This window comes from Sphingopyxis sp. GC21 (assembly GCF_025727575.1).
GTDB lineage: Bacteria > Pseudomonadota > Alphaproteobacteria > Sphingomonadales > Sphingomonadaceae > Sphingopyxis > Sphingopyxis terrae_A.
The window spans coordinates 3,154,694-3,179,276 of the sequence record NZ_CP095845.1 but is presented as its reverse complement, the minus strand read 5'-3'; the positions used below and the strand labels follow the sequence as shown (position 1 = coordinate 3,179,276).

The 24,583-nt window shown below is 64.6% G+C and carries 21 protein-coding genes; 6 read left to right on the top strand and 15 right to left on the bottom strand.

Features of this window, described 5'->3' with window-relative positions:
* Nucleotides 1-6 precede the first annotated feature (6 nt).
* The 4 genes from MU856_RS15435 (at nt 7) to MU856_RS15420 (ending at nt 5,242) form a co-directional block, all read left to right on the top strand.
* Nucleotides 7-1,557: a DHA2 family efflux MFS transporter permease subunit gene (locus MU856_RS15435; RefSeq protein WP_062901535.1), complete on the top strand. Its 1,551-nt coding sequence runs from the start codon at nt 7-9 to the stop codon at nt 1,555-1,557.
* A 48-nt stretch (nt 1,558-1,605) separates the two neighbouring features.
* Nucleotides 1,606-3,489, top strand: coding sequence for an ABC-F family ATP-binding cassette domain-containing protein (locus MU856_RS15430; protein ID WP_263587854.1), 1,884 nt, complete (start codon nt 1,606-1,608; stop codon nt 3,487-3,489).
* Between the two features lie 122 nt (nt 3,490-3,611).
* Nucleotides 3,612-4,700: a 4-hydroxyphenylpyruvate dioxygenase gene (hppD, locus tag MU856_RS15425; protein ID WP_062901537.1), complete on the top strand. Its 1,089-nt coding sequence runs from the start codon at nt 3,612-3,614 to the stop codon at nt 4,698-4,700.
* On the top strand, nt 4,697-5,242 hold the full coding sequence (locus MU856_RS15420; protein WP_062901538.1) for a VOC family protein: 546 nt from the start codon (nt 4,697-4,699) through the stop codon (nt 5,240-5,242). Before hppD ends, MU856_RS15420 begins: the two co-directional genes overlap by 4 nt.
* A gap of 58 nt (nt 5,243-5,300) precedes the next feature.
* Here the strand turns inward: MU856_RS15420 and MU856_RS15415 are convergent, their stop codons facing one another.
* From MU856_RS15415 to MU856_RS15360, 12 genes are all read right to left on the bottom strand, one after another.
* A complete protein-coding gene (locus MU856_RS15415; RefSeq protein ID WP_062903086.1) occupies nt 5,301-5,951 on the bottom strand; it encodes a YqaA family protein in 651 nt (216 codons plus the stop codon).
* A 163-nt stretch (nt 5,952-6,114) separates the two neighbouring features.
* Nucleotides 6,115-7,707 (bottom strand): bifunctional phosphoribosylaminoimidazolecarboxamide formyltransferase/IMP cyclohydrolase, encoded by a 1,593-nt coding sequence (purH, locus tag MU856_RS15410; RefSeq protein WP_062901539.1) that lies wholly within the window; start codon nt 7,705-7,707, stop codon nt 6,115-6,117.
* 154 nt (nt 7,708-7,861) lie between these two features.
* Nucleotides 7,862-8,896 (bottom strand): phytase, encoded by a 1,035-nt coding sequence (locus MU856_RS15405; protein ID WP_263587853.1) that lies wholly within the window; start codon nt 8,894-8,896, stop codon nt 7,862-7,864.
* The gene (locus tag MU856_RS15400; protein ID WP_263587852.1) at nt 8,893-10,365 is read right to left on the bottom strand and encodes a purple acid phosphatase family protein; all 1,473 of its coding nucleotides are present in this window, start codon (nt 10,363-10,365) and stop codon (nt 8,893-8,895) included. Before MU856_RS15400 ends, MU856_RS15405 begins: the two co-directional genes overlap by 4 nt.
* Nucleotides 10,366-10,378: 13 nt before the next feature.
* Nucleotides 10,379-13,165 carry a TonB-dependent receptor gene (locus MU856_RS15395; RefSeq protein ID WP_263587851.1) on the bottom strand — a complete coding sequence of 929 codons (2,787 nt, stop codon included), beginning with the start codon at nt 13,163-13,165 and terminating at the stop codon, nt 10,379-10,381.
* A gap of 202 nt (nt 13,166-13,367) precedes the next feature.
* Nucleotides 13,368-15,107: a heparinase II/III family protein gene (locus MU856_RS15390; protein WP_202988477.1), complete on the bottom strand. Its 1,740-nt coding sequence runs from the start codon at nt 15,105-15,107 to the stop codon at nt 13,368-13,370.
* Between the two features lie 42 nt (nt 15,108-15,149).
* Entirely contained in the window at nt 15,150-15,818 is a 669-nt protein-coding gene (gene rpe, locus MU856_RS15385) for a ribulose-phosphate 3-epimerase (protein ID WP_062901543.1), read from the bottom strand.
* Nucleotides 15,819-15,915: 97 nt separating this feature from the next.
* The gene (locus MU856_RS15380; RefSeq protein ID WP_263587850.1) at nt 15,916-16,206 is read right to left on the bottom strand and encodes a hypothetical protein; all 291 of its coding nucleotides are present in this window, start codon (nt 16,204-16,206) and stop codon (nt 15,916-15,918) included.
* Nucleotides 16,207-16,219: 13 nt separating this feature from the next.
* Nucleotides 16,220-17,194: an alpha/beta hydrolase gene (locus MU856_RS15375; protein WP_263587849.1), complete on the bottom strand. Its 975-nt coding sequence runs from the start codon at nt 17,192-17,194 to the stop codon at nt 16,220-16,222.
* Complete coding sequence (locus MU856_RS15370) at nt 17,184-17,417, bottom strand: toxin-antitoxin system HicB family antitoxin (RefSeq protein ID WP_263587848.1); 234 nt, start codon at nt 17,415-17,417, stop codon at nt 17,184-17,186. Before MU856_RS15370 ends, MU856_RS15375 begins: the two co-directional genes overlap by 11 nt.
* A gap of 11 nt (nt 17,418-17,428) precedes the next feature.
* Nucleotides 17,429-18,334 (bottom strand): SPFH domain-containing protein, encoded by a 906-nt coding sequence (locus tag MU856_RS15365; RefSeq protein WP_263587847.1) that lies wholly within the window; start codon nt 18,332-18,334, stop codon nt 17,429-17,431.
* A gap of 187 nt (nt 18,335-18,521) precedes the next feature.
* Nucleotides 18,522-20,711 (bottom strand): M3 family metallopeptidase, encoded by a 2,190-nt coding sequence (locus tag MU856_RS15360; RefSeq protein ID WP_263587846.1) that lies wholly within the window; start codon nt 20,709-20,711, stop codon nt 18,522-18,524.
* A gap of 235 nt (nt 20,712-20,946) precedes the next feature.
* Between MU856_RS15360 and MU856_RS15355 the strand changes: the two genes are divergently transcribed.
* Nucleotides 20,947-21,261 (top strand): hypothetical protein, encoded by a 315-nt coding sequence (locus MU856_RS15355; protein ID WP_263587845.1) that lies wholly within the window; start codon nt 20,947-20,949, stop codon nt 21,259-21,261.
* A gap of 76 nt (nt 21,262-21,337) precedes the next feature.
* Here MU856_RS15355 and MU856_RS15350 read toward each other — a convergent pair whose 3' ends face one another.
* The 3 genes from MU856_RS15350 to MU856_RS15340 form a co-directional block, all read right to left on the bottom strand.
* Complete coding sequence (locus tag MU856_RS15350; protein ID WP_263587844.1) at nt 21,338-21,535, bottom strand: hypothetical protein; 198 nt, start codon at nt 21,533-21,535, stop codon at nt 21,338-21,340.
* Nucleotides 21,536-21,645: 110 nt separating this feature from the next.
* Nucleotides 21,646-22,089: a hypothetical protein gene (locus tag MU856_RS15345; protein WP_202988453.1), complete on the bottom strand. Its 444-nt coding sequence runs from the start codon at nt 22,087-22,089 to the stop codon at nt 21,646-21,648.
* A 121-nt stretch (nt 22,090-22,210) separates the two neighbouring features.
* Nucleotides 22,211-23,080 carry an SMP-30/gluconolactonase/LRE family protein gene (locus tag MU856_RS15340; RefSeq protein ID WP_062901551.1) on the bottom strand — a complete coding sequence of 290 codons (870 nt, stop codon included), beginning with the start codon at nt 23,078-23,080 and terminating at the stop codon, nt 22,211-22,213.
* 344 nt (nt 23,081-23,424) lie between these two features.
* On the opposite strand from MU856_RS15340, the gene MU856_RS15335 reads away from it, so the two are divergent.
* On the top strand, nt 23,425-24,579 hold the full coding sequence (locus MU856_RS15335; protein ID WP_003041771.1) for an acyl-CoA dehydrogenase family protein: 1,155 nt from the start codon (nt 23,425-23,427) through the stop codon (nt 24,577-24,579).
* The last annotated feature ends 4 nt before the right edge of the window (nt 24,580-24,583 follow it).

Sequence of the window (24,583 nt, the reverse complement as noted above, 5' to 3'; positions counted from 1 at the left end):
TGAACGATGGCCAGCGCCGCCGCATCCGCTGCATCGACACCGGCCGGGCCGCAGCCGCTGAGCGGCGTCAAGCTGCTCGCCGCGGCCTTCGCGCTTGCGCTCGCCAATTTCGTCGTCGTGCTCGATTCGACGATCGCCAATGTGTCGGTTCCCCACATCGCGGGCGGCCTTGCCGTATCGCCGACCCAGGGAACCTGGGTGATCACCAGCTACGCCGTCGCCGACGCGATCAGCGTCCCGCTCACCGGCTGGCTCGCCGCGCGGTTCGGCACGGTGCGCTGGTTCATCGTGTCGATCGTCGGCTTCGGCATCTTCTCCTTCCTGTGCGGCATTTCGCGCACGCTCGACGCGCTGATCCTGTTCCGCGTCCTGCAGGGGCTCGCGGGCGGGCCGCTGATGCCGCTGTCGCAGATATTGCTGCTGCGCATCTTTCCGAAGGAAAAGGCCGGTGTCGGGCTCGCGATCTGGTCGATGACGACAACGACGGCCCCGATTCTGGGGCCGATTCTGGGCGGACTGATCAGCGACAATTGGAGCTGGCCCTGGATTTTCTTCATCAACCTGCCCGTCGTCGCGGTCTGTGCCTTCGGCGTCGGCAGCATGCTCGGCGCGTTCGAGACGAAGAAGGCGAAGATGCGGATCGACATCGTCGGCCTCATCCTGCTCGTCCTGTCGGTCGGGTCGTTCCAGATCATGCTCGACACCGGGCGCGAGCACGACTGGTTCGGATCGGCATGGATCGTCATGCTGGCGATCGTCGCCGCGATCAGCTTCGCCGCCTTTCTGATCTGGGAGCTGACCGACGCCAATCCGGTGGTCAATGTCCGGGTCTTCCGCTTTCGCGGCTTCAGCTTCGCGACCGTTGCCATTTCGCTAGGCTTCGGGGCCTTTTTCTCGCAGGTCGTGCTGACGCCGCTATGGTTGCAGCAGGTGGCGGGTTACACCGCGACCGAAACCGGCTTCATCGTCGCGTGGATCGGCTGTTTCGCGGTGCTCTTCTCGCCGTTGGCGGCGGGGCTGCTGACCAAGATCGACGTGCGGATCACCGTCTGCGCGGGCATCTTGTGGATGGCGCTGATGTCGATCCTGCGCGCGCGCTGGAATACCGACGTCGATTATTGGAGCCTCGCGTTGCCGCATCTGCTGCAGGGGATGGGCATGCCCTTCTTCTTCGTCGGGCTGACCGCGCTGGCGCTGAGCTCGGTACCGGCGAAGGATCAGACCTCGGCGGCCGGCCTGATGAGCTTCCTGCGCACGCTGAGCGGCGCGATCGGCACAGCCATCGCGACAACGGCGTGGGACGATGCAAGCCGCGTATCGCGCGCCGAACTGGTGCCCGCGCTCAACGGCGCGGCCGAGACGATGGACAAGATGCAGAATGCCGGGCTGACGACCGAACAGGCGCGCGCCGCGCTTGACCGGATCGTTGATGTCCAGGCCTCGACGCTCGGTGTGCTGCATATCTTCCTCGCGGCCGGCACGGTCTTCGTCATCGCGGCAGCGGCGGTGTGGCTGATCCCGCGGCCCAAGACGATCTCGATGGGCGCTTCGCACTAGCTCCGATCGGGCTTCGCACCGGCGGGCAGCCGTGCTAGGCGCGCGCCCATGCTGACGATCAACAATCTGACCGTGCGACTGGGCGGCCGCACCATCCTCGACCGCGCGAGCGCCAGCCTGCCGCCGAAAAGCCGCACCGGGCTGATCGGTCGCAACGGTGCGGGCAAGTCGACGCTGATGAAAGTGATGATTGGCGAACTCGAAGCCGACGACGGCGGGATCGAAATGCCGCGCAAGACGCGTCTCGGCTATATCGCGCAGGAAGCGCCGAGCGGCAGCGCGACGCCGTTCGAAACCGTGCTCGCCGCCGATGCCGAACGCGCCGACCTGCTCGAACGATCAGAGATCGAATCCGACCCCGACCGGCTCGCCGACATTCACGAGCGACTGATCGCGATCGACGCCTATACCGCGCCAGCGCGCGCCGCCCGCATCCTGATCGGTCTCGGCTTCGACGAGGATATGCAGGGGCGCCCGCTCGACAGCTTTTCGGGCGGGTGGAAAATGCGCGTCGCGCTTGCCGCGCTGCTCTTTTCGAACCCCGACCTGCTGCTGCTCGACGAACCGTCGAACCACCTCGACCTCGAAGCGACGATGTGGCTCGAAAGCTTCCTGCGCGCCTATCCGGGGCAACTTGTCGTGATCAGCCATGAACGCGACCTGCTCAACAATGTCGTCGACCATATTCTGCATCTGGAAGGCGGGAAGGTGACGCTCTACGCCGGCGGCTATGACGCGTTCGAGCGCCAGCGCGCCGAGCGCGCGGCGCAGCTTGCGGCGGCGAAGGCGGCGCAGGACGCGCAGCGCGCCAAATTGCAGGACTATATCGCCCGCAACAGCGCGCGCGCCTCGACCGCGAAGCAGGCGCAGTCGCGCGCCAAGCAGCTCGCCCGTATGCAGCCGATTGCGGCGATTGCCGACGATCCGAGCCTGGTGTTCGATTTCCCGAGCCCCGGCGACGAACTCAAGCCGCCGCTGATCACGCTCGACCTTGCCAGCGTCGGCTATACGCCCGGCGCGCCGGTGTTGCGCCGCCTGAACCTGCGTATCGATCCCGACGACCGCATCGCGCTGCTCGGCCGCAACGGCAACGGCAAGACGACGCTGGCGCGCCTGCTCGCGGCTCAGTTGAAGCCCGAAGAGGGCGGCATGGCGGTCGCCGGCAAGATGCGCGTCGGCTATTTCACCCAATATCAGGTCGAGGAACTCGACGGCGCCGATACCCCGCTCGGTCATATGACGCGCGTGATGGCGGGCAAGACCCCCGGCGCAGTGCGCGCGCAACTGGGACGCTTCGGCTTTTCGGGTAACAGGGCGACGACCGAGGTCGGCAAGCTGTCGGGCGGCGAGCGGGCGCGGCTCGCGCTCGCGCTGATCACGCGCGAGGCGCCGCACCTGTTGATCCTCGACGAACCGACCAACCACCTCGACGTCGATGCGCGCGAGGCGCTGGTGCAGGCGCTGAACGGCTTCGAGGGCGCGGTGCTGATCGTCAGCCACGACCGCCATATGCTCGAACTCTCGGCCGACCGGCTGGTCCTCGTTGATGACGGAACGGCGCGCGATTTCGACGGCAGCATGGACGATTATGTCGCGTTCATTCTCGGCAAGTCGCCGTCGGGCGACGATGCGAAGGCCGCGCCCGCGAAGCCGAAGGATGCAAAGGCGGCGCGGCAGGAAGCGGCAAAAGCCCGCGAAGTCCAGGCGGCATTACGCAAGACCGCCAAGGATCATGAGGCGCGCGCGGCCAAGCTCGCGCAGCAGGTCAGCGCGATCGACCGCGCAATGTTCGACCCCGCGAGCGCCGAGCCGGCGCTTGCCAAGCTGACGATGGGTGATCTCGCGCAGCGCCGCGGCAAGCTCGCATCCGAGCTGGAACGCGTCGAGGCGGCATGGATGAGCGCGCTCGAGGCGATCGAGGAAGCGGCTTAGTCGCTGAGACGAGAAGCGTCGCCCCAGCGCAGGCGACGGTCTATCTGAAGCGCCCCGGCATTGACTCGCGGTCCGCGATCCATCATAATAGTTTCAATTGAAACCACATTAAGGGACTGACCATGGCCGACCTGTTCGACAATCCGCTGGGCCTCGACGGCTTCGAATTCGTCGAATTTTCGGCGCCCGAAAAGGGCATGCTCGAACCGGTATTCGAACGCATGGGTTTCACGCGCATCGCGCGGCACCGCTCGAAGGATGTGGCGCTTTGGCGGCAGGGCGACATCAACCTGATCGCCAATTACGAACCCAAATCGCCCGCGGCCTATTTCGCCGCCGAACATGGCCCGTCAGCGTGCGGCATGGGCTGGCGTTGCCGCGACGCGGCGAAAGCCTATGCCGAGGCGATTGCGCGCGGGGCCGAACCGGTTGAGGTCAAGACCGGCCCGATGGAACTGCGCCTGCCCGCGATCCGCGGCATCGGCGGCTCGATCATCTATCTGATCGACCGCTATGGCGACGGGCTGAACATCTATGACATCGACTTCGTCTATGAAGATGGCGTCGACCGCTATCCCGAAGGGGCGGGGCTGAAGGTGATCGATCACCTGACGCACAATGTCTATGGCGGGCGCATGGCGCATTGGGCGGCCTTTTACGAACGCATCGCGGGCTTCCGCGAAATTCGCTATTTCGACATCAAGGGCGAATATACCGGTCTGACCTCGAAGGCGATGACCGCCCCCGACGGCAAGATCCGCATTCCGCTGAACGAAGAAGGTGCGGGCGGTGGCGGCCAGATCGAGGAATATCTGCGCGCCTATAATGGCGAGGGCATCCAGCATATCGCCTTCAGCTGCGACGATCTCTACGCGTCGTGGGACAAGCTCAAGGCGCTCGGCAATCCCTTCGCGCCGTCGCCGCCCGCAACCTATTACGAGATGCTCGCCGACCGCTTGCCCGGCCATGGCGAGCCGGTTGATGACCTCAAATCGCGCGGTATCCTGCTCGACGGATCGACGACCGAGGGCGATCCCCGCCTGCTGCTCCAGATTTTCGGGCAGACCGTGATCGGCCCCGTTTTCTTCGAATTCATCCAGCGCAAGAAGGATGAAGGCTTCGGCGAGGGCAATTTCACCGCGCTGTTCAAGTCGATGGAACTCGACCAGATCCGCCGCGGCGCGCTCAATGTCGAGGAGCCCGCCGAATGACGAGTCCGATCAAATTGGGCGGCGTCCACCACGCCGCCTATCGCTGCAAGGACGCGAAGGAGACGGTCGAATGGTATGAGGCCATGCTCGGCATGACCTATACCACCGCCTTTGCCGAGGATCATGTGCCCTCAACCGGCGAATATGATCCGTACATGCACGTCTTTCTCGACGCGGGGAACGGCAATATCCTTGCATTTTTTGAGCTGCCGAACCAGCCCGACATGGGCCGCGACGAAAATACGCCCAAGTGGGTCCAGCACCTCGCCTTCAAGGTCGGCAGTTATGACGAGCTGGTCGGCGCCAAGGCGCATCTCCAAGCGAATGGCGTCGATGTGCTCGGTCCGACGCATCACGGCATCTTCAAGTCGATCTATTTCTTCGACCCCAATGGCCACCGCGTCGAACTGGCGTGCGACATCGGCACCGACGAACAATATGCCGAACTCGCGCGCGTCGCGCCGCTGATGCTCGAAGAATGGAGCCGAACGAAAAAGGCCCCGCGCCACGCCGACTGGCTGCATCAGGCCGCGAACGAGTAGTCTAATCTAAAAGGGCCCGTCATTGCTTCGCTTTGCTCGCAATGACGAAGATATTTGATTACTCCCGACCCAGCCCCATGCTTTCCAGCGTCGCATGGCTGCATTTGTCGGCGGTCTTGCTGCCGCCGCCCGACAGCGCGCTCGCGGCGATGAAGCCACCGACAACGAGGATGATGAAGCCGCCCGCGACCCAGGCGAGATATCTGTCGATGAACGCCTTGATCGGCGCCCCGAACAGGCGGAACAACAGGCCCACCAGCATGAAGGAAAAGGCGCGGCTCGCGAGGCTTGCCCACAGGAAGGTGACGAAGTTCATGTGGATGAAGCCGGCGGTGATCGTCAGCAGCTTGAAGGGAATCGGCGTCGCCCCCTTCACCAGGATGATCTCGGCGCCATAGTCGCGCAGATAGCAGGCAGCGGCAGGAAAGCTCTCGGTCAGATGGAGCACGCCGAGCAGCCACAGTCCGACGCTTTCGTACAGGAAGAAGCCAATCCCGTAGCCCAGCATCCCGCCCGCGACCGAGGCGAGCGTGCAGATAAGCGCATAGCGCACGGCCTTCTTGGGCTCGGCGAGGCACATCAGCCCCAGCATCGGATGCGGCGGGATAGGAAAGAAGCTCGCCTCGACGAACGACACCAACGCCAGCCAATATTCGGCGTGCGGATGCGCCGACTTCTCCATCGTCCAACCATAAAGGCGCTGGATCATCGACTTGTTGCGGGGGATGGCGGTCATGCTGGTCCTTGGTTGCGGATCAGGACGATCCCGGCTTCCCTATGCCGTTCGCGGTGCCCGAAGTCGAGACAGGAGCACGCTTCCTTCATCTCTCGTCAATCCGGCCTTCGCCCGGATGACGGTTCGAAAATCAGCGTCAGTGCCGGAAATGCCGCATCCCCGTGAACACCATCGCCAGGCCGGCTTCGTTCGCCGCGGCGATCACCTCGTCGTCGCGGATCGAGCCGCCCGGCTGGATGACGCAGGTGGCGCCTGCTTCGACCGCGGCGAGCAGCCCGTCGGCGAAGGGGAAGAAGGCGTCGCTCGCGACCGCACTGCCGACGGTGCGCGGGCTCGCCCAGCCGTGGCTCTCGGCCGCTTCACGCGCCTTGATCGCGGCGATGCGCGCGCTGTCGCGGCGGTTCATCTGTCCCGCGCCGATGCCAGCGGTCGATCCGCCATTGGCATAGACGATGGCGTTCGACTTCACGTGCTTGGCGACGGTCCAGGCGAAGAGCGCGTCGGCCAGCTCCTCGTCGGTCGGCGCGCGGTCGGTCACGACTTTCAGGTCATCGCGCGTGATGCGGCCATTGTCGCGCGTCTGCGCCAGCCAGCCGCCGGCGATCGCCTTCATCACCAGCCCGCCGCGCGCCGGGTCGGGCAGGTCGCCGGTGAGCAGCAGGCGGAGGTTCTTCTTCTTTGCGAACACCGCGCGCGCGTCGGCTTCGGCATCGGGCGCGCAGACAACTTCGGTGAAGATGCTGCTGATCGCCTCGGCCGTCGCGCCGTCGAGCTTGCGGTTGACCGCGATGATGCCGCCAAAGGCCGAGACGTCGTCGCATTTCAGCGCGGCGTCATAAGCCTCGGTCAGCGTGGCTGCGGTGGCCACCCCACAGGGATTGGCGTGCTTGACGATGACGCAGGTCGGGTCGGCGTCGCGGAATTCGGCGACAAGTTCGAGCGCTGCGTCGGCGTCGTTGAGATTATTGTAGCTAAGCTCCTTGCCCTGCACCTGCTCGGCCTGCGCGACGCCGCGCGCCGACGGACCGACGGGGAGGTAGAGCGCCGCCTTCTGGTGCGGATTTTCGCCATAGCGCAGTTCGCCCGACAGCCTGGTCGTGAGCGGCAGCGTGTCGGGGAAAAGCTTGCCCTGATCGGCAAAGGCGAACCATTGCGCGATCATGCTGTCATAGGTGGCGGTGTGTGCAAAGGCGGTCGCGGCGAGCCGCTTGCGCAAGCCGAGCGTCGTCGCGCCGCCATTGGCGTCCATCTCGGCGATTACCGCCGCATAATCCTCGGGCTCGGTGACGATGCCGACAAAGGCGTGGTTCTTCGCTGACGAGCGCACCATCGCGGGCCCGCCGATGTCGATATTCTCGATGATCGTATCGCGGTCCGCGCCGCTCATCACCGTCTGAAGGAAAGGGTAGAGGTTGACGACGACAAGGTCGATGCCGCCGATGCCATGCGCCTTCATCGATGCGACATGCGCGGCATCGTCGCGTACCGCCAGGATGCCGCCGTGTACCGTCGGATGCAGCGTCTTGACGCGGCCGTCCATCATCTCGGGAAAGCCGGTGAGGTCAGAGACGTCGAGCACGTCATGCCCCGCATCGCGCAGCGCCTTGGCGGTGCCGCCGGTCGAAACCAGCTCGACGCCATGGCGGACGAGCGCCGCGGCAAGATCGGCGAGGCCCGCCTTGTCGCTGACGGAAAGGAGCGCGCGGCGGACGGGAACGAGATCGGTCATGGGAAGGGCGGCCTTTGCAAGACGGGAAAGACGCGGCCCCCCTAGGCGGGTGCGGGCATTTGGGCAAGGGTCGTCGCCCCCGCGAAGGCTGGGGCCGCATGGGGGCCATGCGATATATCGCCAGCGGTCCCCGCCTTCGCGGAAGGGAGGTTTCCTATTGCAGGCCCAGCGCCGCCGCGATCCGGTCCCAGCGCACCAGCTTGAAATTCTGCGCTGCGGGCGCATTGTCGCCGTCCTGCGCCAGGAACAGGCCGCCGGGATAGGCCGCGCCGAAATTGCCCGCGACCGCCTCGATGCCGTCGGTCTCGCTGGTCGCGCCATAGCGTCCCGCCGAAATGGCGAAGCGGCCGACATAGTCCATGTCGGGCAGGCGGAAGACCGCATAGGCGCTGTCGCCCTGGCTCGATGCGATCAGATAGCGCTGCCCCTTGTGGTCGATCGTCGCCAGCCCCTCGACGTCGGCGACGAGCCGCTGGTTGTCGACGGGCGCGACGAGCTTCGCATCGACGCCGCTCGCGTTCGGCGTCAGCCGCCAGATGCCAGCGTCCTCCTCACCGACATACAGCGTGTCGCCGTCGAAGACGCAGCCTTCGGACTGGGTCGGTATCTTATGCTCCCACTGCACGGCGAAGGCGGGTTTGGCCCCCTCGGCGAGCTTCAGCGTGCCGACGCGCACCGTGCCGTCCTTGATAATGAGGGCTGCCGTCACCGGCTCGCCGGGCGCGCTGCGCTTGAGGCAGAGGCCATAGGCTTCGCCGAGGCCGGCCGAGGCGCGGCCGAGGCTGGTCAGCGCGGGCTTGGCACCGTCGAGCGCGAAGACCGCGAGATGCGCGTTCACACCGTCGTTACGGTCGCTCGCGACGACGATATTGCCGGCGACATCGACATTGTTGACGCGTCCGCCTTCCAGAAAGGCGAGGTCGCGGCCGGCAAGGTCATAAAGGTGCAGCCCCGCCTTCTTATCGGTCGCGATGATCAGCGCGCGGCCGGGATCGGCCGGATCGACCCAGATCGCCGGATCGTCGGCGGCGTCGGCCTTCGCCGTGCCGACGGGGGCGGTTTCGCCGTCGGCGGTGACGGCGACCGGCGGCAGGCCGTGGATCGCCGGCCCCTGCTGCGCGGCGCATCCGGCGAGCAGGGCGGCAAAGCCGATCGAAGCGGCGAGCTGCCGCGGGCGCAAAGACATCATCGAAATTCCCCTGTCATGCCGATCAAGCGGCCCGGTCGTTTGCCGCGCGCGACGCAGGCGCCGCCGTCGGGCCCGACAGGGCCGCTGCACCGCCGCGCCGCGATCGTCGGTTCATCGATTTCGCGCAGGATATTGGCGCCATCGGCGCGGCGTTCGAGCGTGAAACCGTCATAGAGGCGGCCCGACGCGGTGAAGGTCCGGAAGGCAAGCCGCCGCGGTTCGACATCGACGATCTGATAGAGTTCGGTCGCCTCGGCGACCTTGTCGGGTTGCCATGGGGTGCGGTCGTTGAGCGCGTACATCTTCGATCCGGTGACCGAGACCAGATAGACCGGCCCCTGCACGCTGCCGTCGGCGCGCGCCCTGGCGCTGGCCTCGCGACCGGCTTCGGACGTCAGGCGGCTGTAGCAATGGTCGTGTCCCTGCAGGACGAGATCGACCTTGCGCGCGTCGAACACCGGCTTCCAGGCCGCCTTGATTTCCTTGGTGTCGTCGGGCCGGGCACAGGTGAAGACGGGCTGGTGGAACAGCACGACATTCCAGTTGGCCTTGCTCGATGCCAGCGCGGCATCGAGCCAGCGCGTCTGCGCCGCCACCGTGCCGAGGTCGAGGGCAGAAGTGCCGTCGAGGACGATAAAGCGCACGCCCTGATAATCGACAAAATAGGTCGTCGCCTTGACCGGATCGGCGCCGTTCGACGGCAACGCGAACTGCGCGGGCCAATAGGGACCGAGCCGGCGGCTTTCGCTGCCGTCAGGCGCGAGAGCGTCGACATATTCATGGTTGCCGGTCGCGGGCAGCTGCGGGACAATCGCGTAATTATAGCCGCCCGCCTGGTTCCATTCGCCCCATTCGTCGTCATGGTCGAGGTCGTCGCGCTGGCCGACGAGATCGCCGGCATGGAGGACGAGGCGAATGTCGCCGTTGGCGTGGAACGCCTGCCGGATGACGCGGCTGGCATAGGTCAGGATGCCGTTCTGGACATCGCCAAGATACAGAAAGCGGAAGGGTTTGGCTTCGGCTGCTGCGGTACGGAACTGATACCATTCGCTCCATCCCGCCGCGCCCTTCACGCGGTAGGCATAGACGGTGTCGGGCGTGAGCCCGGTAAAGCGCAGCTGGTGATAGAGCGCCGGCCCGTAGCTGCTGTCGACCCGCACCGCGGTGCCGGTCACGAGCCGGGCCTTTTCCTCGAGCGTCGGCCCGTCGACCGACACCGCGATCTGGGCCTGGGACTCGGCCTGTGCGGTGTCGGTGCGATAGGCGACCGCCATCTCGCGCGCCGGATCGGAGCCGGGCGTGAGGACTATGCGGTCGGGCAGGTTGCGCGGCGCATAGGGCATGCCGGGGGAACGGGGCAGGGCGCCGCCGGCGGCGGACGCCCCCGCCACGGCGGGGATGGCGCCGATCGCGGCGAGCGCGATCGGCAGGATCCAGCGACTGCGGCGGCGCCGCGCTCCCGTCGTCATGGCCTCGCCCTCCTCAGAAACTGGCCTTGACGCCGAATTTGAACGTCGAGCCATATTCTTCATATTGGAGCAGCCGCTGGCTGCTCGCATAATTCTGATAGGCGAAATATTTGGCGTTGTTGATGTTCACCCATTCGCCATAGAGGCGGACATTGTCGGTGAGCTTGAACTTGACCGACAGGTCGAGCTGGAAGTGGTTGTCGACATAGCGGTCGGTTTCCGCATCGCCGCCGATTTCGTCGAGATATTTGTCGCGGTAGGTGCCCGCCAGCCGGATGTCGATCGGCCCCTTTTCATAGCCGAGCACGAGGTTGAAGGTGTTGCGCGAATTTGACGGCAGCGCGATGCTGCGGCCGTCGAACAGCTTCGCCTTCGACCAGGTGTAAGTGTAATTGGCCTGTGCCAGCAGCCCGTCGAAGGGTGCAGGCAGCATGTCGAACACCTGGCTGTAGCTTGCTTCGAGCCCGGCGACCTCGGCCTTGTCGCCGTTCACCGGGATGATCGCCTCGCTGAAGGCGGTGCCGCGATACACGCCGTTATAGGGCGCGTCGCTGTCCTCGAAGAAGCCATCGACGATGAAATTGTCGATCGACTTGTAGAAGCCGCCGATGCTCAGCGCGGCGTTGCGACCGAAATAATATTCGGCGCCCGCGTCGAGATTCCACGCCTTGTAGGGCAGCAGGTCGGGGTTGCCGAATTCGGCCTCGTCATCCTCGTTGATCGTGAAGCGCGGCGCGAGCTTCGACAGCTTCGGACGCACGATGCTGCGCGCGCCCGCCAGGCGCAGCACGAGATCCTGCTGCGGCTGGAAGCGGATCGTCATGCTGGGCAGCCAGTCGGTATAGTTGCGGCGGTAGGACACCGGCGTGACGAACACGTCGGACCCGTCGTCGGCGACGAGGTTGCCGTTGAGCACATTCTTGGTTCGTTCGACGCGGACGCCGCCGATCACGCGCAGCGTGTCGCTGTCCCAGCGGCCCAGCAGATAGCCCGCCAGAATATTCTCGCTGACCGAATAGTCGCTGCTGTTCGACCCGAGGTCGGTCTCATACTGGTTGACCTCGAAATTGCCGAGATTGGCATTGTAGAAGGCGGCCGGACCGGTCTTGCTCGCCACGGGGCCGATATCGGTGAGGCGATAGGTCTGCTGGCCCAGCACGTCGGCGAGGGTGAAGTCGCCGTTATAATCGCCATAATAAATGAGGTTGAAATTATAGCTCTTGTCGCGCCAGCGCGATTTGATGCCGCCCTGGATCGTGAAGTCGCCCTTGTCGCCGGCGAAGGTGCGGGCGAGGTCGGCCTTGACCGCATATTCCTCGTCCTGGCTGTCCGACAGGTCGGTGAGTTCGAGGCGGTTGAAGCCATATTCGGTGGGATCGTTGAACAGCGCGGCGCCGGCGGTGACGCTGTAGAGCGGCACGCGCGGATTGCTGTAATCCATGTTCACATCGACGCCATCGTCGTTGAAGCGGGCGCGGAAGCGCAGCGGGTCGATCGAGAAATCCTCGCGCTCGCTCGATTTGGCCCAGCTTGCCGACCAGTTGAATTTCCACACGCCGGTGTCGGTGTCGCTGCCGACGACGACGGTGCGGATGCGCTGACGCTCGAACCGGTCCTTGAGGTCGCGGCGGACTTCGATGCGGCCGTCGGCATCGGTGAAGAAGGCGCTGTTCGCGTCGCCCGAGGCGGGATCTTCGTTGAAGATGATCGTCGTGCGGCGGCGATATTCATGGTCGTCGAACTGGCTGAAATTGCCGCGGATATAGGCCTTGGTGGTGTCCGACGCGCGCCAGTCGAACGACAGCGCGCCGCTGATCCGCTCGCGGGTGACGTCATAGTCGCGATATTCGATTTCGGGGGCGAAGGCGACGCCGTCGGCTTCTTTCCAGAAGTCGCCGGCTTCGACATTGTCGGTTTCGAACTTGCGCTTGTAATAGCTGATACTGCCCGCGATGCCGAAATTGTCGCCGACCCGCGTCGCGAAATCGAGGCTGCCTTTGGGGGTCAGCTTGCCCGAATAATCATTGTAGCTGCCCTCGATACGCGCCGAATAGAGGTCGCGCTGGCGGTCGAACGCGCTGGTTGTGTGAATCTCGATCGAGGCGCCGATCGTGTCGGCATCCATGTCGGCAGTCAGTGATTTCTTGATCTCGATCGATTCGATCGTGTCCGACGAAATAACGTCGAGCGCCACCGAACGGACATCGCTTTCGGGTGCCGGCAGGCGCACGCCGTTGAGCGACGAGGCGTTGAGTTCGGGATCGAGCCCGCGCACCGAGACGAAGCGGCCTTCGCCCTGGTCGTTCAGAATGTTGACGCCCGGCAGGCGGCGCAGCGATTCGGCGACATTCTGGTCGGGGAACTGACCGATCGCGTCGCGCGTCAGGACGCTTTCGACGCCGTCGGCGGCTTTCTGACGCGACAGCGCGCTGGCCTGGTTCGCGGCCTGTCCGACGACGAGGATGTCGTTCGCGCCGCCGAGGCTGAAATTGACCGTGACTCCGCCGGTTGCGGGCACGTCGATCGTGCTGCGTACGGGCTCGGCGCCGACGTAGCGCGCCTCGAGCGTGTAGGTACCCGCGGGCACGTCGCCGAAACGGAAGCTGCCGTCGCGGCCAGCTTCGGCAACGCGGCCCAGTTCGACGATGCGAACCTCAGCGCTCTGCAGCGCGCGCGTGTCTGTGGCGTCGGTGACGATGCCGACGATGTCGGAAGCGAAGGCGCTCGCCGGAGCGAGCATGGCCGCGACCAGGCCGGTGCCGAGAAGGATGCGCGAACGGCAACTGCGAATCAGTGTCATGGAAAGAGCCCCTGTCCAGATGGCCGCCGGCGCCCTGTGCCGGCGGATCGAGGGGGCCTGTGACAATCGCCCATGACGGCTGTGTTACGTCGGTGTCACACGAGTGAAACAAGCAGGGGTGCGGCTATGCTAAACCGCTGGAAAATCCGTTTAAAATTCGGCCCAGGATTTTTTCCCGCGCTGCTGCGCGCGGCATGGGCGGTCAGCCGATATGCTTGAAGATCCAGCCGATGCTGGCACCGCCGGCGGGCGCGGCACCCGTTACGACGAGTTGCTCGGTCGGATGCGGCCGGCCGTCGCCGTCGACCCACAGGCTTTCCTCGATCGCGAGCTGGCCTTCGGAGGTGCGGAACTGCCACAGCGGGCCGCCCGCGATGCGCAGCAGCGCGCCGAGCTTGTCGGCGGTCAGACTGGCCGAGATATTGCGGCCGAGGTGAAAACGCAGCGTGAAAGCCTTGTCGCCCTTGCGCCGGCTGCGCGGGGCGGGGAGCAGCATGTCCTCACCGCGCAGCTCGCGCCCGTTGGGCGAAAGGATCAGCAGGCGGCGGTGGATCAGACCGTGGCGGCGAACATAGCCATCATGCCCCATCTCGACCCGGCTGCCCTGCGGCGTTTCGCGCCGGTCGAGCTCGACTTCGGTCACGCCGCGGCCAAGCGTCCCGTTGGGCAGGATCGCGGTCGAATTGCTGTCGGCGATGGTCAGCGTCGAATGGGCGGCGGTGGTGCGCAGCCCGCGCGCCAGGTCGGCGGGAATCGTCGCGCCGGTCAGCGCTGCGCCGCCGCAATTGACGACGATGCGTTCGTCGCCATCCGAAAGCTCGAACGCCAGCGTCGAGGCGCAGCCCGCTTCGGTAACCCGCGCGATCGGGGGCGGCGCGGCGTCGGCCAATACGACCACCTTGTTCGCAACCAAGCGCTGATAGCCCCAGTCGCGCGCCTGTTTGAGCGGCCGGGTGCGCACACCGCTTGCCGCGACGACCGCTTCGATAACCGCTGCCGGCGTCGCGCCGCTGCCTTGCCAATTGCCCATGCCGCCGTCGCTGTGGACGAGCCCGAGCAGCGCTGGCACGGTGCGCGCAAGCACTTCCTGCAGGAAGGGCGGCACCTCCATCCGGCGCATGTCGTAAATGCGCGCGAGCATCGACAGCGCCATGATCGCGTCGAGCTGTGCCTGCGGCGAACGCGCGATATTGCCGCCGTCGGCATAGAAGCTGGTCTCGAGAACCTTGCGCAGCCCTGCTTCGCCGAACACCTGGCGCGGCTCGCCGCCCGGCATCAGCAGCGATGCAGCGACGATGCCGATCCAGGCAACAAGCTGGCCGGTGCCGGGGCGCGTCTTGTCGGCGACGCGATCGAGGTGGCGCGCCGCGCGCGCGAGATGGTTGAGTACGGCGGAACGATAGACGAGATCGCTCGACGACAGGATCAGCGGCGCGTGCGCGGCCCAGAACAGGATGCGCCAGCCGGCATTGTCGGCGCGCCATGCGGGTTCGCTTACCGTTTCGCCGTGCGCGGCGAGCCATTGGCGGACGAGCGCTTCGGCGATCGGGGCGCCGTCGGCGCGCGTCCCGGTGGCGGCAAGATCGCGCAGCCAGGCAAAACTGTGCAGATAATCGGCGAAGGCCGGGGCGACCGAGAGCGCCGCGAAATCAATCTCCCTTATCGGCAGCTTGAGTCCGCGGTGGAGGAAATGGCCGGCGCGGATCGCCATGCCGGCGCGCGTGTCGCCGGGAACCGGATCGGCCGGAACGCCCAGCAGCTTGAGCGGGAAACGCCCCTTCAGCCGCAGCGCATGGAGCGGGGTGCGCCAGGTCAGGCGGGTGAAATGATTGGCGATGCGGTCGCCCAGCGACAGGCCCTTGTCGGCGGGCAGGCGGATCAGCCGTTTGCCGGGTTCGATGCTGTCGTCGAGCGGCGCGACGGGGTCGCCCGTTTCGGGCATCGGATCGACGGGAGCAGAGGTCAACGGTCTCCCTTCCATCGATCAGCCGCGCAGGCGCTTGATATTGTCGGCGTAGGCCGCGGGACCGCCCTTGAAGGTTGCGGTGCCGGCGACCAGGACGTCGGCCCCCGCCGCGATGGCAAGCGGGGCAGTTGCGGCGTCGATGCCGCCATCGACTTCCAGCCGGATGTCGCGGCCCGATTTGTCGATCATCTTGCGCACCGCCTCGATCTTGCGAAGCTGGCTCGAAATGAAACTTTGCCCTCCGAAACCCGGATTGACGCTCATCACGAGGACGAGGTCGATGTCGTCGATCAGATAGTCGAGCATCTTCGCCGGGGTCGCGGGATTGAGCGACACGCCCGCCTGCTTGCCCAGCGACTTGATGTGCTGGATGCTGCGATGGATGTGCGGCCCGGCTTCGGGATGGACGGTGATGATGTCGGCGCCCGCCGCGGCGAAGGCGTCGAGGAAATTATCGACCGGCGAGATCATCAGATGAACGTCGAAAGGCAAAGTCGAATGGGGACGCAGCGCCTTTACCACCATCGGTCCGATGGTAAGATTGGGCACGAAATGCCCGTCCATCACGTCGATATGGACCCAGTCGGCGCCCGCCGCCTCGATGCGGCGCACCTCTTCGCCCAACTGCGCGAAGTCGGCGCTGAGGATCGAAGGGGCGATGCGGACGGAGGATGGATCGGCGGTCATGACGACCGCCCTTAACCATCAAGCGGTATGGGGGCAAGGCGCTGGACGTCGCCGCCCGGCGGAGACTGTCGATAATCGGTCGGGGCGGACAGCGCGGCTATTTTTTCCGCCGCTTGTCGCCGCGCTTTTCCGCGGCGCGATTGCCCCAGCGCCATTTCCAGCCGCCCTCGGTGCGGGCCTGGTAGATGGGCATGGGCGCAAGCGCGGCGAGGACAACAACGATGGTCATCGCGACCGGCTGGTTGCGCAGCGCCATCGACAGCCCGGCGATCAGCGCGATGTGGAGCGCCATGAAGACCCACCCCTGCCACGCGATCGGCAGGCCGGTGCCATAACCGCGGTTCTTGGCGCGGAACCAGGGCTTCTTGTCGAGGAAGAGGTGAAGCATGATCGGGCCTCCTTCAGTGGCTGTTCGCGCGCACGAAATGGACGATGTCGGCGACGAGCGAACGGTCGATCGCCAGACTCGGATCGGTGTAGGTCGCCATATTGGCGGCGCGGTCGCTCGCGCTCGCCTGCTTCAGCACATGGGTCATCCCCTTGATCACCGACAGTGTCGCGTCGTGGCGCGCGGCCTTCAGCTTTTCGGCATCGGCGAGGGGAATTTGCAAATCGGCGCTGCCCGCGACGATCAGCACCGGCTTGGTGGTGGCGGCCAGCATCGCGGCGGGATCGTGCTTGATCAGGTCGATGAGATAATCCTGCACCGCCGGATTGAAGAGACCGCGGGCGAGCGCCGGGTGCATTGCGCTCACATCGACATGCTCGCCCTTCGCCAGTCGGTCGAGCGCGCCGTTGGCGTCGGACAGGATCGGCGCGTTGGCCGGATTGGCGGCAAGCTGTTCGCGCAGCACCACGTCGAAGGGGCGTCCCATCGCCGATATCAGGATCAGGCCGCAGACATGCGGATCGGCTTCGGCCGCGATGGCGACCAGCCCGCCTTCGCTGTGTCCGGCCACCCAGATGCAGTGCTGGCCGGTTCGCTCAGTCAGGCTACGCGCCCATGCGCCGACGTCGGCAGCATAGGCGGCGATCGTCACCTTATTCGCATCGGTGACCGCCGCCTCGCTGCCGAACATGCCGCGCTTGTCGATGCGCGCCGCGGAGATGCCCTTTTGCGCCAGCGCCTCGGCAAGCAGGCGGTAGCTTGCCGAGGTGATGCCGAGCGGGCTGTTGCCGTCGCGGTCGGTCGGCCCCGATCCGGGGATGATCAAGACGACGGGGGCGCCCGCCTTCTCGGCGCTCAGCAATGTGCCGGCGAGCGGGCCGTCGGGGCCCGGCGCGCTGATTTCGCTGGCGACCGGGCTTGCCCCGGCAGGCGCGGCGGTGAGCAGCAGGGCAGCGGCGAGGGCCGCAGCCGCGATCCTATTCTTCATCAGGGGACTCCGTCGCGCGCGTACCGGCTGCCGCCGGCGGGCGACCGCGGCGGGGCTTTTCGCTCGCCTTCACGGCAACGCCGCGGCGGGCGAGCGCTTCGCGCAGCAGCATTTCGATCTCGGCATTGGCGCTGCGCAATTCGGCCGCCGCCAACCGCTCGATCGCCGCGTAAAGGGCGGGATCGACGCGGAGGGCAAAGGCTTTCCTGGCGGCTGTCGACATCGTTATTGGGCTCAGTAGAGCGATCCGGCGTTGACGACCGGCTGCGTGTCGCGCTCACCGCACAGGACGACCATCAGGTTCGATACCATCGCGGCGCGGCGTTCGTCGTCGAGGTCGACGACCTGCTTTTCGGACAATTGCTGCAACGCCATCTCGACCATCGACACCGCGCCTTCGACCAGCTTGGCGCGGGCGGCGACCACCGCCTCGGCCTGCTGGCGGCGCAGCATGGCGCCGGCGATCTCAGGGGCGTAGGCAAGGTGCGTCAGCCCGCATTCGTCGACGGTGATTCCCGCGACGTCGAGCCGCTCGATCAACGCCTTCCGCAACTCGACGCCCACCTCTTCATGGTTGCCGCGTAGCGTGATCTCGTCATGCGTATGATCGTCATAGGGATAGCGCGATCCGATCGCGCGCACCGCCGCCTCGATCTGCGCGAGGACGAATTCCTTGTAATCGTCGACGTCGAACAGCGCCTGCGCGGTGTCGGTAACGCGCCAGACGACCTGCGCCGCCATCTCGATCGGGTTGCCTCGCAGGTCATTGACCTTGATCTTGTCCGAAATCACATTGTTCGCGCGCACCGCGATCTTCTTGCGGGTCAGCCACGGCAACACCCAGCGCAGCCCGCTTTCGCGGTCGGTGCCCTTGTAACTGCCGAACAGCTGGATCGCCGCCGCCTCATTGGGATTGATCAGGTAAAAGCCGCACAGGATCAGGGTGCCGACGACGCCGCTTGCGACAACAACGCCCCATTTCCAGTTCCAGTCAACCGTTTCGCCATTGATGTTGGCCACCGCCGCCCAGATCGCGATGCCGACCAGCACCAGCCAGACCAGCAGCATCAGATAGCCACTCTGTGTCGCAGCCCGCGTTTCACGGCTGCGGTTCAGTGCCGGCGCAGTTCCGTCTCCCATCTTACCCTCCGAATCATCCGATATAAAGATGATATCATATTTATATCGGATTCGGTGGCCGTCAACAGGAATCGGCTGGAGCTGGTCTATCAGCGCTGGTGGAAGGCCTCCGATCGTCTCTGTTGTGGACAGCGGACAAAACAAAGGGGGCACGGCGGCCCCCTTTGCTCCCCGGTTTTTCGTTTGATTATTCGCCGGTCGGGAACCCGCGGCGTTCGAGCAGCGCCTTCACGTCGGGGTCGCGGCCACGGAAAGCGCGATAGGCTTCGGCGCGGTCGGTCTCGTTGCCCGTCATCAACAGGATGGTCCGGAACTTGTCGGCGACGCTGCGGTCCCACGGCCCGCCCGCTTCCATGAAGGCAGCCCAGGTGTCGGCGTCCATCGTTTCCGACCAGAGATAGCTGTAATAGCCCGCCGAATAGGCGTCGGAACTGAACAGATGACCGAACTGCGGCAAACGGTGCCGCATGACGATTTCCTTGGGCATGCCGATTTCGGCCAGCGTTTCGCGTTCGAAAGCATCGACGTCGGTCACCGGCACCTTGCGGTCGTGCAGCTTCATGTCGACGATCGCGCTTGCCAAATATTCGACCGTCTCGAACCCCTGGTTGAACTTGCTCGACGCGATGATCTTGTCGACCAGCGCCTGCGGCATCGGTTCGCCCGTCTTGTAGTGCGTGGCGAATTTCGACAGCACTTCGGGCGTCATCAGCCAGTTCTCGTTCACCTGGCTCGGATATTCGACGAAGTCGCGCGGCACCCCGGCAAGCGCCGGATAATAGACCTGCTGCAAAAGATAATGGATGCCGTGCCCGAATTCGTGGAACAGCGTCGTCGCATCGTCGAGGCTGACGAGCGTCGGTTCGCCGTTCGCGCCTTCGGTGAAATTATTGTTGTTCGACGCCAGGACGTTGCGTTCGCCGCCCAGCCCCTGTTCGCTGCGATAGGTGGTCATCCAAGCGCCCGAACGCTTGCCGTCGCGCGCAAAATTGTCGAGGTAGAGGACCCCGACATTCTTGCCGGTCTTGAGGTTATAGACCTCGAACGTCTTCACCTTGGGATCGAAGACCGGGATCGTGCCGGTGTTTTCGCGGAAGCCCAGATCATAGAGCCGCCCCGCCGACCAGAACATCGCGTCGCGCAGCTTGTCGAGCTGGAGGTACGGTTTCACCTCGCTTTCATCGAGGTCGTATTTCGCCTTGCGGACCTTCTCCGCATAGAAGCGATAATCCCACGGCTCGATGGTGATCTTCGGCCCCTTGCCCGCCTTTGCCTCGGCATCGGCGATCGCCTGCATGTCGGCTACCTCTTCATGCACGCGCGCGACCGCGGCGGGCCACACCTTCATCATCAGCGCCATCGCGTTCGCGGGCGTCTTGGCCATCGTGTCGGCCATGCGATAATCGGCATGGGTCGGAAAGCCGAGCAGTTCGGCGCGCGCCTGGCGCAGCTTCAGTATTTCGGCGATCGTCGCATTGGTGTCGTTGGCATCGCCATTGTCGCCGCGATTGACGAAGGCGCGCCACACCTTCTCGCGAAGCGCGCGATTGGTAGCATTCTGAAGCACCGGCTGCGCCGACGAGCGGGTGTTCTTGATCGCCCACTGGCCGGGCTTGCCCTGCGCCTCGGCCGCAGCGGCCAGCGAAGCCACGAAACCTGCCGGCAGCCCGTCGAGTTCGGCCTTGTCCGTGACGAAGGTGTATAGCTTTTCATCGCCGAGCAGCTTCGACGAAAAGGTCGAGAACAGCCCTTCCAGCTTGGCGTTCATATCGACCAGCTTCGCCTTATCGGCGGGGGGCAGATTGGCGCCGTCGCGCACCATCTCGTCATAGCTGCGCTCGACAATGCGAATCTGCTGGGCGTTGAGCCCGCTCGTCAGCCGCGCGTCATACACCGCCTTGTAGCGCGCGAAGAGTTTGGGATCGAGGAACAGCTCGGTATAGAATTTGGTGAGCTTCGGGCTCCATTCGGCGTCGATATCTTCGACGCGGTCGTTCGACTTGTTCGACGTCTGCACGCCCCACATCGCGAAGACGCGGTCCATCGTTTCGCCGGCAAGCTGCATCGGGACATGCGTGTTTTCGAAAGTCGGCGCGGCGGGATTGTCGATGACCGCCTGCACCTCGGCCTTCACCTCGGCCATCCCTTTTTCAAAGGCGTCGGGGAACAGGTCGGGGTCCAGCTTGTCCCACGGCGGCACCCCTTCATAGGGACCGGTCCACGGGGCAAGCAGCGGGTTCGCGTCGGCCGGGGCGGAAGCGGGCGCCTTGGCGGCGGGTTCGGCGGCAATACTCATCTGGCTATAACCCATCATCAGCGCCGTCGATGCAAGCAGCATCGACAAATGACGGACAGGGCGGGGCGCGATACGCGGCATCTGTGATCTCCCGGGGGTTTTGGTTTCGGACGAAACCATGTCGGGAGGTGCCTTAACCCGATAGGGCGGCAGTGTGCAAGCCGACGAGGTCAAGCCCGGCAAGCGCTCCAGTCATTGCGGGAATGACCGGAATGCGGTGGGAGAGCAGAAAGGCGGCTTTCGGCCTTAGATCGGTGCAAAGGGGACGTTAAGACTGCTTGCCTATGCCCCTACCGAGCCGCTTCGGAGCCAGGCCGTGTTTGACGTTCATCTAGACATATCACTGTTCACCACGAACGCCGCGTTTGGCATGATCTCAGGCAGCATGCGCTTACCCCTGATTCCTCAGGTCGGCGATGTATTGTCATTCCGGATTACAAGGTCGGTCGAAGCCTTCTGCGACACCCACCCATTCACCGGACTTTTGCGAGTCACTAATCGGATCATTAGCCCAGATGGGGTCAGTGTCGCTCTGGAGGATTTGACCGCCGCGACACCCGGAGATGCCCAGTCGATAATTGAAATTTTCGAAGAAAATCACGGGCTAAACGGAGATGTTTGGGAAAACTAACGACGGCTATTAGGATCGTTGGTACCTTGGAATGACGACCAAAATCGGTCGGAAGCGCGCCTAGCTTACCTCAGTACTAGCGCAGTTTACTCCACGCTTCGCTTGTGAGCCACATGGCCGGCAGCAGCATGAAAGTCATCACGAGCCAGAATTGAAACGGTCTTTCATCGCGGCGTGGATCGGTGAAGCCAATCGGCACGCCCGCTCGGATGGAACGGCCAATCAGAATCAAAAAAGATGCTGCAAGCAGCAAGCAGAGCAGACTCTTCATCATGAGGAATATACATCACTGTGAAATGGCAGCAATCGGTCGATTCCGATTCAATTTAAATCGGTGGTGAACGGCGACTTTGGGATGGGATGCCGACCGACCGCTTCTGGTTTTCACCGGAGATTTGGTGATAGCTCTATCCGAGGAAGTTTGCTTCCCCCGACGCCTCTTAAGCCCGACTTTCCCCAGACCATCGGCACCACTTGCCGCATCATCTTGCCGTTGGCTTCTTCGAATCCTCCCAAAACGTGAATTAGTGCTTCGTTAGGACCGTTGCAGCCGATCTCGACCCGGTCCAAAACGTGAAGGGGCGCGATGGCGGCGTTGATTGCTGACCGATCATCCTTCGAAAGACGCCGCGAAAATCCTTCAATTGCAACGACAGAAACCACATAGCCCTGCCGGTCAAACTCCGCCGTTACTCGGCCTGCCTCGGGGCAGACGACGGAAACACGGTCGCTGTTTGCGATTGGGGCGTAGGATGACCAGTCCTCTATCGCAGTTAGTGGCGGCGGCGGGGAAGCCGTCTGGGCCAAAACAGCCACGATGAACTGCATTAACAATGTATCATCCTCATGCCGGAACCATCGATAATCGTCTTATCGCGGGAACATAAACGATGTGTAGAGCCCTCGAATGCCTGCAACCTGTCGCTTCATGCCATATGGCGCGCGCCGTTCACCCGCCAAAGCCCGGCTGGACGATCCCCGGCACATCGACGCGAAAGGTGAAGAGGCCGCCAGCGTGCGGCTGGGCCGCGCGGTCGCCATCGGACAGGTCTTTGCCCGCGCTGGTGACGAAGGCGGTGCACAGGTCGGCGCCGCCCAGCGCGATCATCGAGGGGCGCTGGACGGGCATCTCGATCGTCTGGAGAATCTCGCCGGCGGGCGACAGGCGCACGACGCGCCATCCGTCCCACAGCGCCGACCAGTAACAACCCTCGGCATCGACCGTTCCGCCGTCAGGGCGGCCCTTGCCCTGCTCGAACTGGTGGAACAGCCGGCCGTCGCCAAGCGCGCCGGTCGCGGGGTCGACCGCATAGGCGTGCAGCGCATGCGTTGGCGTGTCGGCATGATAAAAGGTGCGGCCGTCGGGGCTAAAGGCCGCGCCGTTGCTCGTCAGCAGCCCGCCGAGCATCGGAGTCAGCGTCCCGTCGGGGTCGAGGCGGAACAGCATTGCGCCCGGGTTGGACTTGTCGCGCGTCACGCTGCCGATCCAGAAGCGGCCCGCGGCATCGACGCACCCGTCGTTGAAGCGCTGTTCGGCTATGCCCGCCAGCACCGCCGGACCGAAGGGGCGCGGGTCCTCGCCCCACGCGTCGATCAGCGCGCAGCCGTCCTTGAGGCCCATGACCAGCCCGCCGTCCGCGCGCGGCGCGACGCAGCCGACGGGCTGGTCGAGCTGCATCGTTTCGGTCGCGCCAGTCGCGGGATCGGTGCGATGGATGCGATGCGCATCGATATCGACCCAGTAAAGGCGTGCTTCGGGGGCGTGCCAGCGCGGCGATTCGCCGAGCAGCGCCTGCGCATCGAGAAGGAGATCGACCATCGCAGCGGCTTAGCGCGGCGCGGCGGCGCTGCCCAGCGCCCGCAAACCTATTCGGTGCCTGATTCGATTATGGAACAGCCGCCTCGGCGCAGATTCCGTTCATCGTCACTGACTTGATGCGGGGTCGATTCTCGCCGCGCGGGGCGCACGGGTCCGGTATCCGGTCCGGGGCGACAAGACGGTGGGCGGCTTCGCGTGCGTTTTATGCCGTAACGGCATTTCCACTTGACGTGGACGTAAACGTAAGGTCCATTAGCAAGCGAAGGACGTGCCCCGGCGCGGCCCCGTTTCGCGCGCACCGGCTCCCCGAAATCGTCCGGACGCGCTCAGGGAAAGGAAGAAGGATGTCGCTCGATAATCTGTCGCGCACCGCTTACACCGACGATCATGAGGCGTTCCGCGCGACGGTGCGCCAGTTCCTCGAAAAAGAAGTCGCGCCCAATCAGGCGAAATGGGCTGAGGACGGCATCGTGCCGAAGGATCTGTGGCCCAAGGCGGGCGAGCTGGGCCTGCTGTGCCCCACCGTTCCCGAAGAATATGGCGGGCTGGGTCTCGACTTCGGCTATAATGCGATCGTCGACGAGGAAAGCGCCTATTATGGCCGCGTCACCACCGGCTTTTCGCTCCAGTCGGATATCGTCACCAACTATATCGTCCGTTACGGCAGCGAAGAGCAGAAGAAGCATTGGCTGCCCAAGATGGTGTCGGGCGAAGTGGTCACCGCGATCGCGATGACCGAGCCGGGCACCGGCAGCGACCTTCAGGGCATGCGCACGACCGCAAAGAAGGATGGCAACCATTATGTAATCAATGGGTCGAAAACCTATATCACCAACGGCCAGAACGCCGACCTGGTCCTGGTCTGCGTCAAGACCGACACCGAGGTGCAGCCCGCTTGGAAGGGCGTGTCGATCGTGCTCGTCGAGGCCGATCGCGACGGTTTCCAGCGCGGCCGTAACCTCGACAAGATCGGGCAGGACGAAGCCGACACGTCGGAGCTTTTCTTCAACGACGTCCGCGTCCCCATCACTAACTGTCTCGGCGAAGAGGGACAGGGGTTCATCTATCTGATGAGCGAACTGCCGCAGGAACGCCTGTCGATCGCCGTGTCGGCGCAGGCCTCGGCGCAGCGCGCGTTCGACGATACTGTCGAATATACGCGCGACCGCAAGGCGTTCGGCAAGCCGATCCTCGATTTCCAGAACAGCCGCTTCGTCCTCGCCGATCTGAAGGCAAAGCTGCAGGTCGGCTGGGCGCACCTCGACTGGGCGCTCGCGCGGCATCTGAAGAAGGAACTCACCCCCGAAGAGGGCGCTGCGGCGAAGCTGTGGCACACCGATCTTCAGTGGGAAGTGATGGACAAGTGTCTCCAGCTGTTCGGCGGCGCGGGTTATATGAACGAATATCCGATCGCCCGCGCCTGGCGCGCGGCGCGCGTGACGCGCATCTTTGGCGGCACGAACGAGATCATGAAGGAACTGATCGGGCGCAAGCTTTAATCCC

Coding starts and splice junctions, on each gene's coding strand:
- MU856_RS15395 (WP_263587851.1), bottom strand. CDS start 13,165: ATGACACTGATTCGCAGTTGCCGTTCGCGCATCCTTCTCGGCACCGGC.
- MU856_RS15375 (WP_263587849.1), bottom strand. CDS start 17,194: ATGAAGAATAGGATCGCGGCTGCGGCCCTCGCCGCTGCCCTGCTGCTC.
- rpe (WP_062901543.1), bottom strand. CDS start 15,818: ATGACCGCCGATCCATCCTCCGTCCGCATCGCCCCTTCGATCCTCAGC.
- MU856_RS15370 (WP_263587848.1), bottom strand. CDS start 17,417: ATGTCGACAGCCGCCAGGAAAGCCTTTGCCCTCCGCGTCGATCCCGCC.
- hppD (WP_062901537.1), top strand. CDS start 3,612: ATGGCCGACCTGTTCGACAATCCGCTGGGCCTCGACGGCTTCGAATTC.
- MU856_RS15335 (WP_003041771.1), top strand. CDS start 23,425: ATGTCGCTCGATAATCTGTCGCGCACCGCTTACACCGACGATCATGAG.
- MU856_RS15345 (WP_202988453.1), bottom strand. CDS start 22,089: ATGCAGTTCATCGTGGCTGTTTTGGCCCAGACGGCTTCCCCGCCGCCG.
- MU856_RS15400 (WP_263587852.1), bottom strand. CDS start 10,365: ATGACGACGGGAGCGCGGCGCCGCCGCAGTCGCTGGATCCTGCCGATC.
- MU856_RS15380 (WP_263587850.1), bottom strand. CDS start 16,206: ATGCTTCACCTCTTCCTCGACAAGAAGCCCTGGTTCCGCGCCAAGAAC.
- MU856_RS15420 (WP_062901538.1), top strand. CDS start 4,697: ATGACGAGTCCGATCAAATTGGGCGGCGTCCACCACGCCGCCTATCGC.
- purH (WP_062901539.1), bottom strand. CDS start 7,707: ATGACCGATCTCGTTCCCGTCCGCCGCGCGCTCCTTTCCGTCAGCGAC.
- MU856_RS15405 (WP_263587853.1), bottom strand. CDS start 8,896: ATGATGTCTTTGCGCCCGCGGCAGCTCGCCGCTTCGATCGGCTTTGCC.
- MU856_RS15415 (WP_062903086.1), bottom strand. CDS start 5,951: ATGATCCAGCGCCTTTATGGTTGGACGATGGAGAAGTCGGCGCATCCG.
- MU856_RS15430 (WP_263587854.1), top strand. CDS start 1,606: ATGCTGACGATCAACAATCTGACCGTGCGACTGGGCGGCCGCACCATC.
- MU856_RS15350 (WP_263587844.1), bottom strand. CDS start 21,535: ATGATGAAGAGTCTGCTCTGCTTGCTGCTTGCAGCATCTTTTTTGATT.
- MU856_RS15435 (WP_062901535.1), top strand. CDS start 7: ATGGCCAGCGCCGCCGCATCCGCTGCATCGACACCGGCCGGGCCGCAG.
- MU856_RS15340 (WP_062901551.1), bottom strand. CDS start 23,080: ATGGTCGATCTCCTTCTCGATGCGCAGGCGCTGCTCGGCGAATCGCCG.
- MU856_RS15365 (WP_263587847.1), bottom strand. CDS start 18,334: ATGGGAGACGGAACTGCGCCGGCACTGAACCGCAGCCGTGAAACGCGG.
- MU856_RS15390 (WP_202988477.1), bottom strand. CDS start 15,107: ATGCCCGAAACGGGCGACCCCGTCGCGCCGCTCGACGACAGCATCGAA.
- MU856_RS15360 (WP_263587846.1), bottom strand. CDS start 20,711: ATGCCGCGTATCGCGCCCCGCCCTGTCCGTCATTTGTCGATGCTGCTT.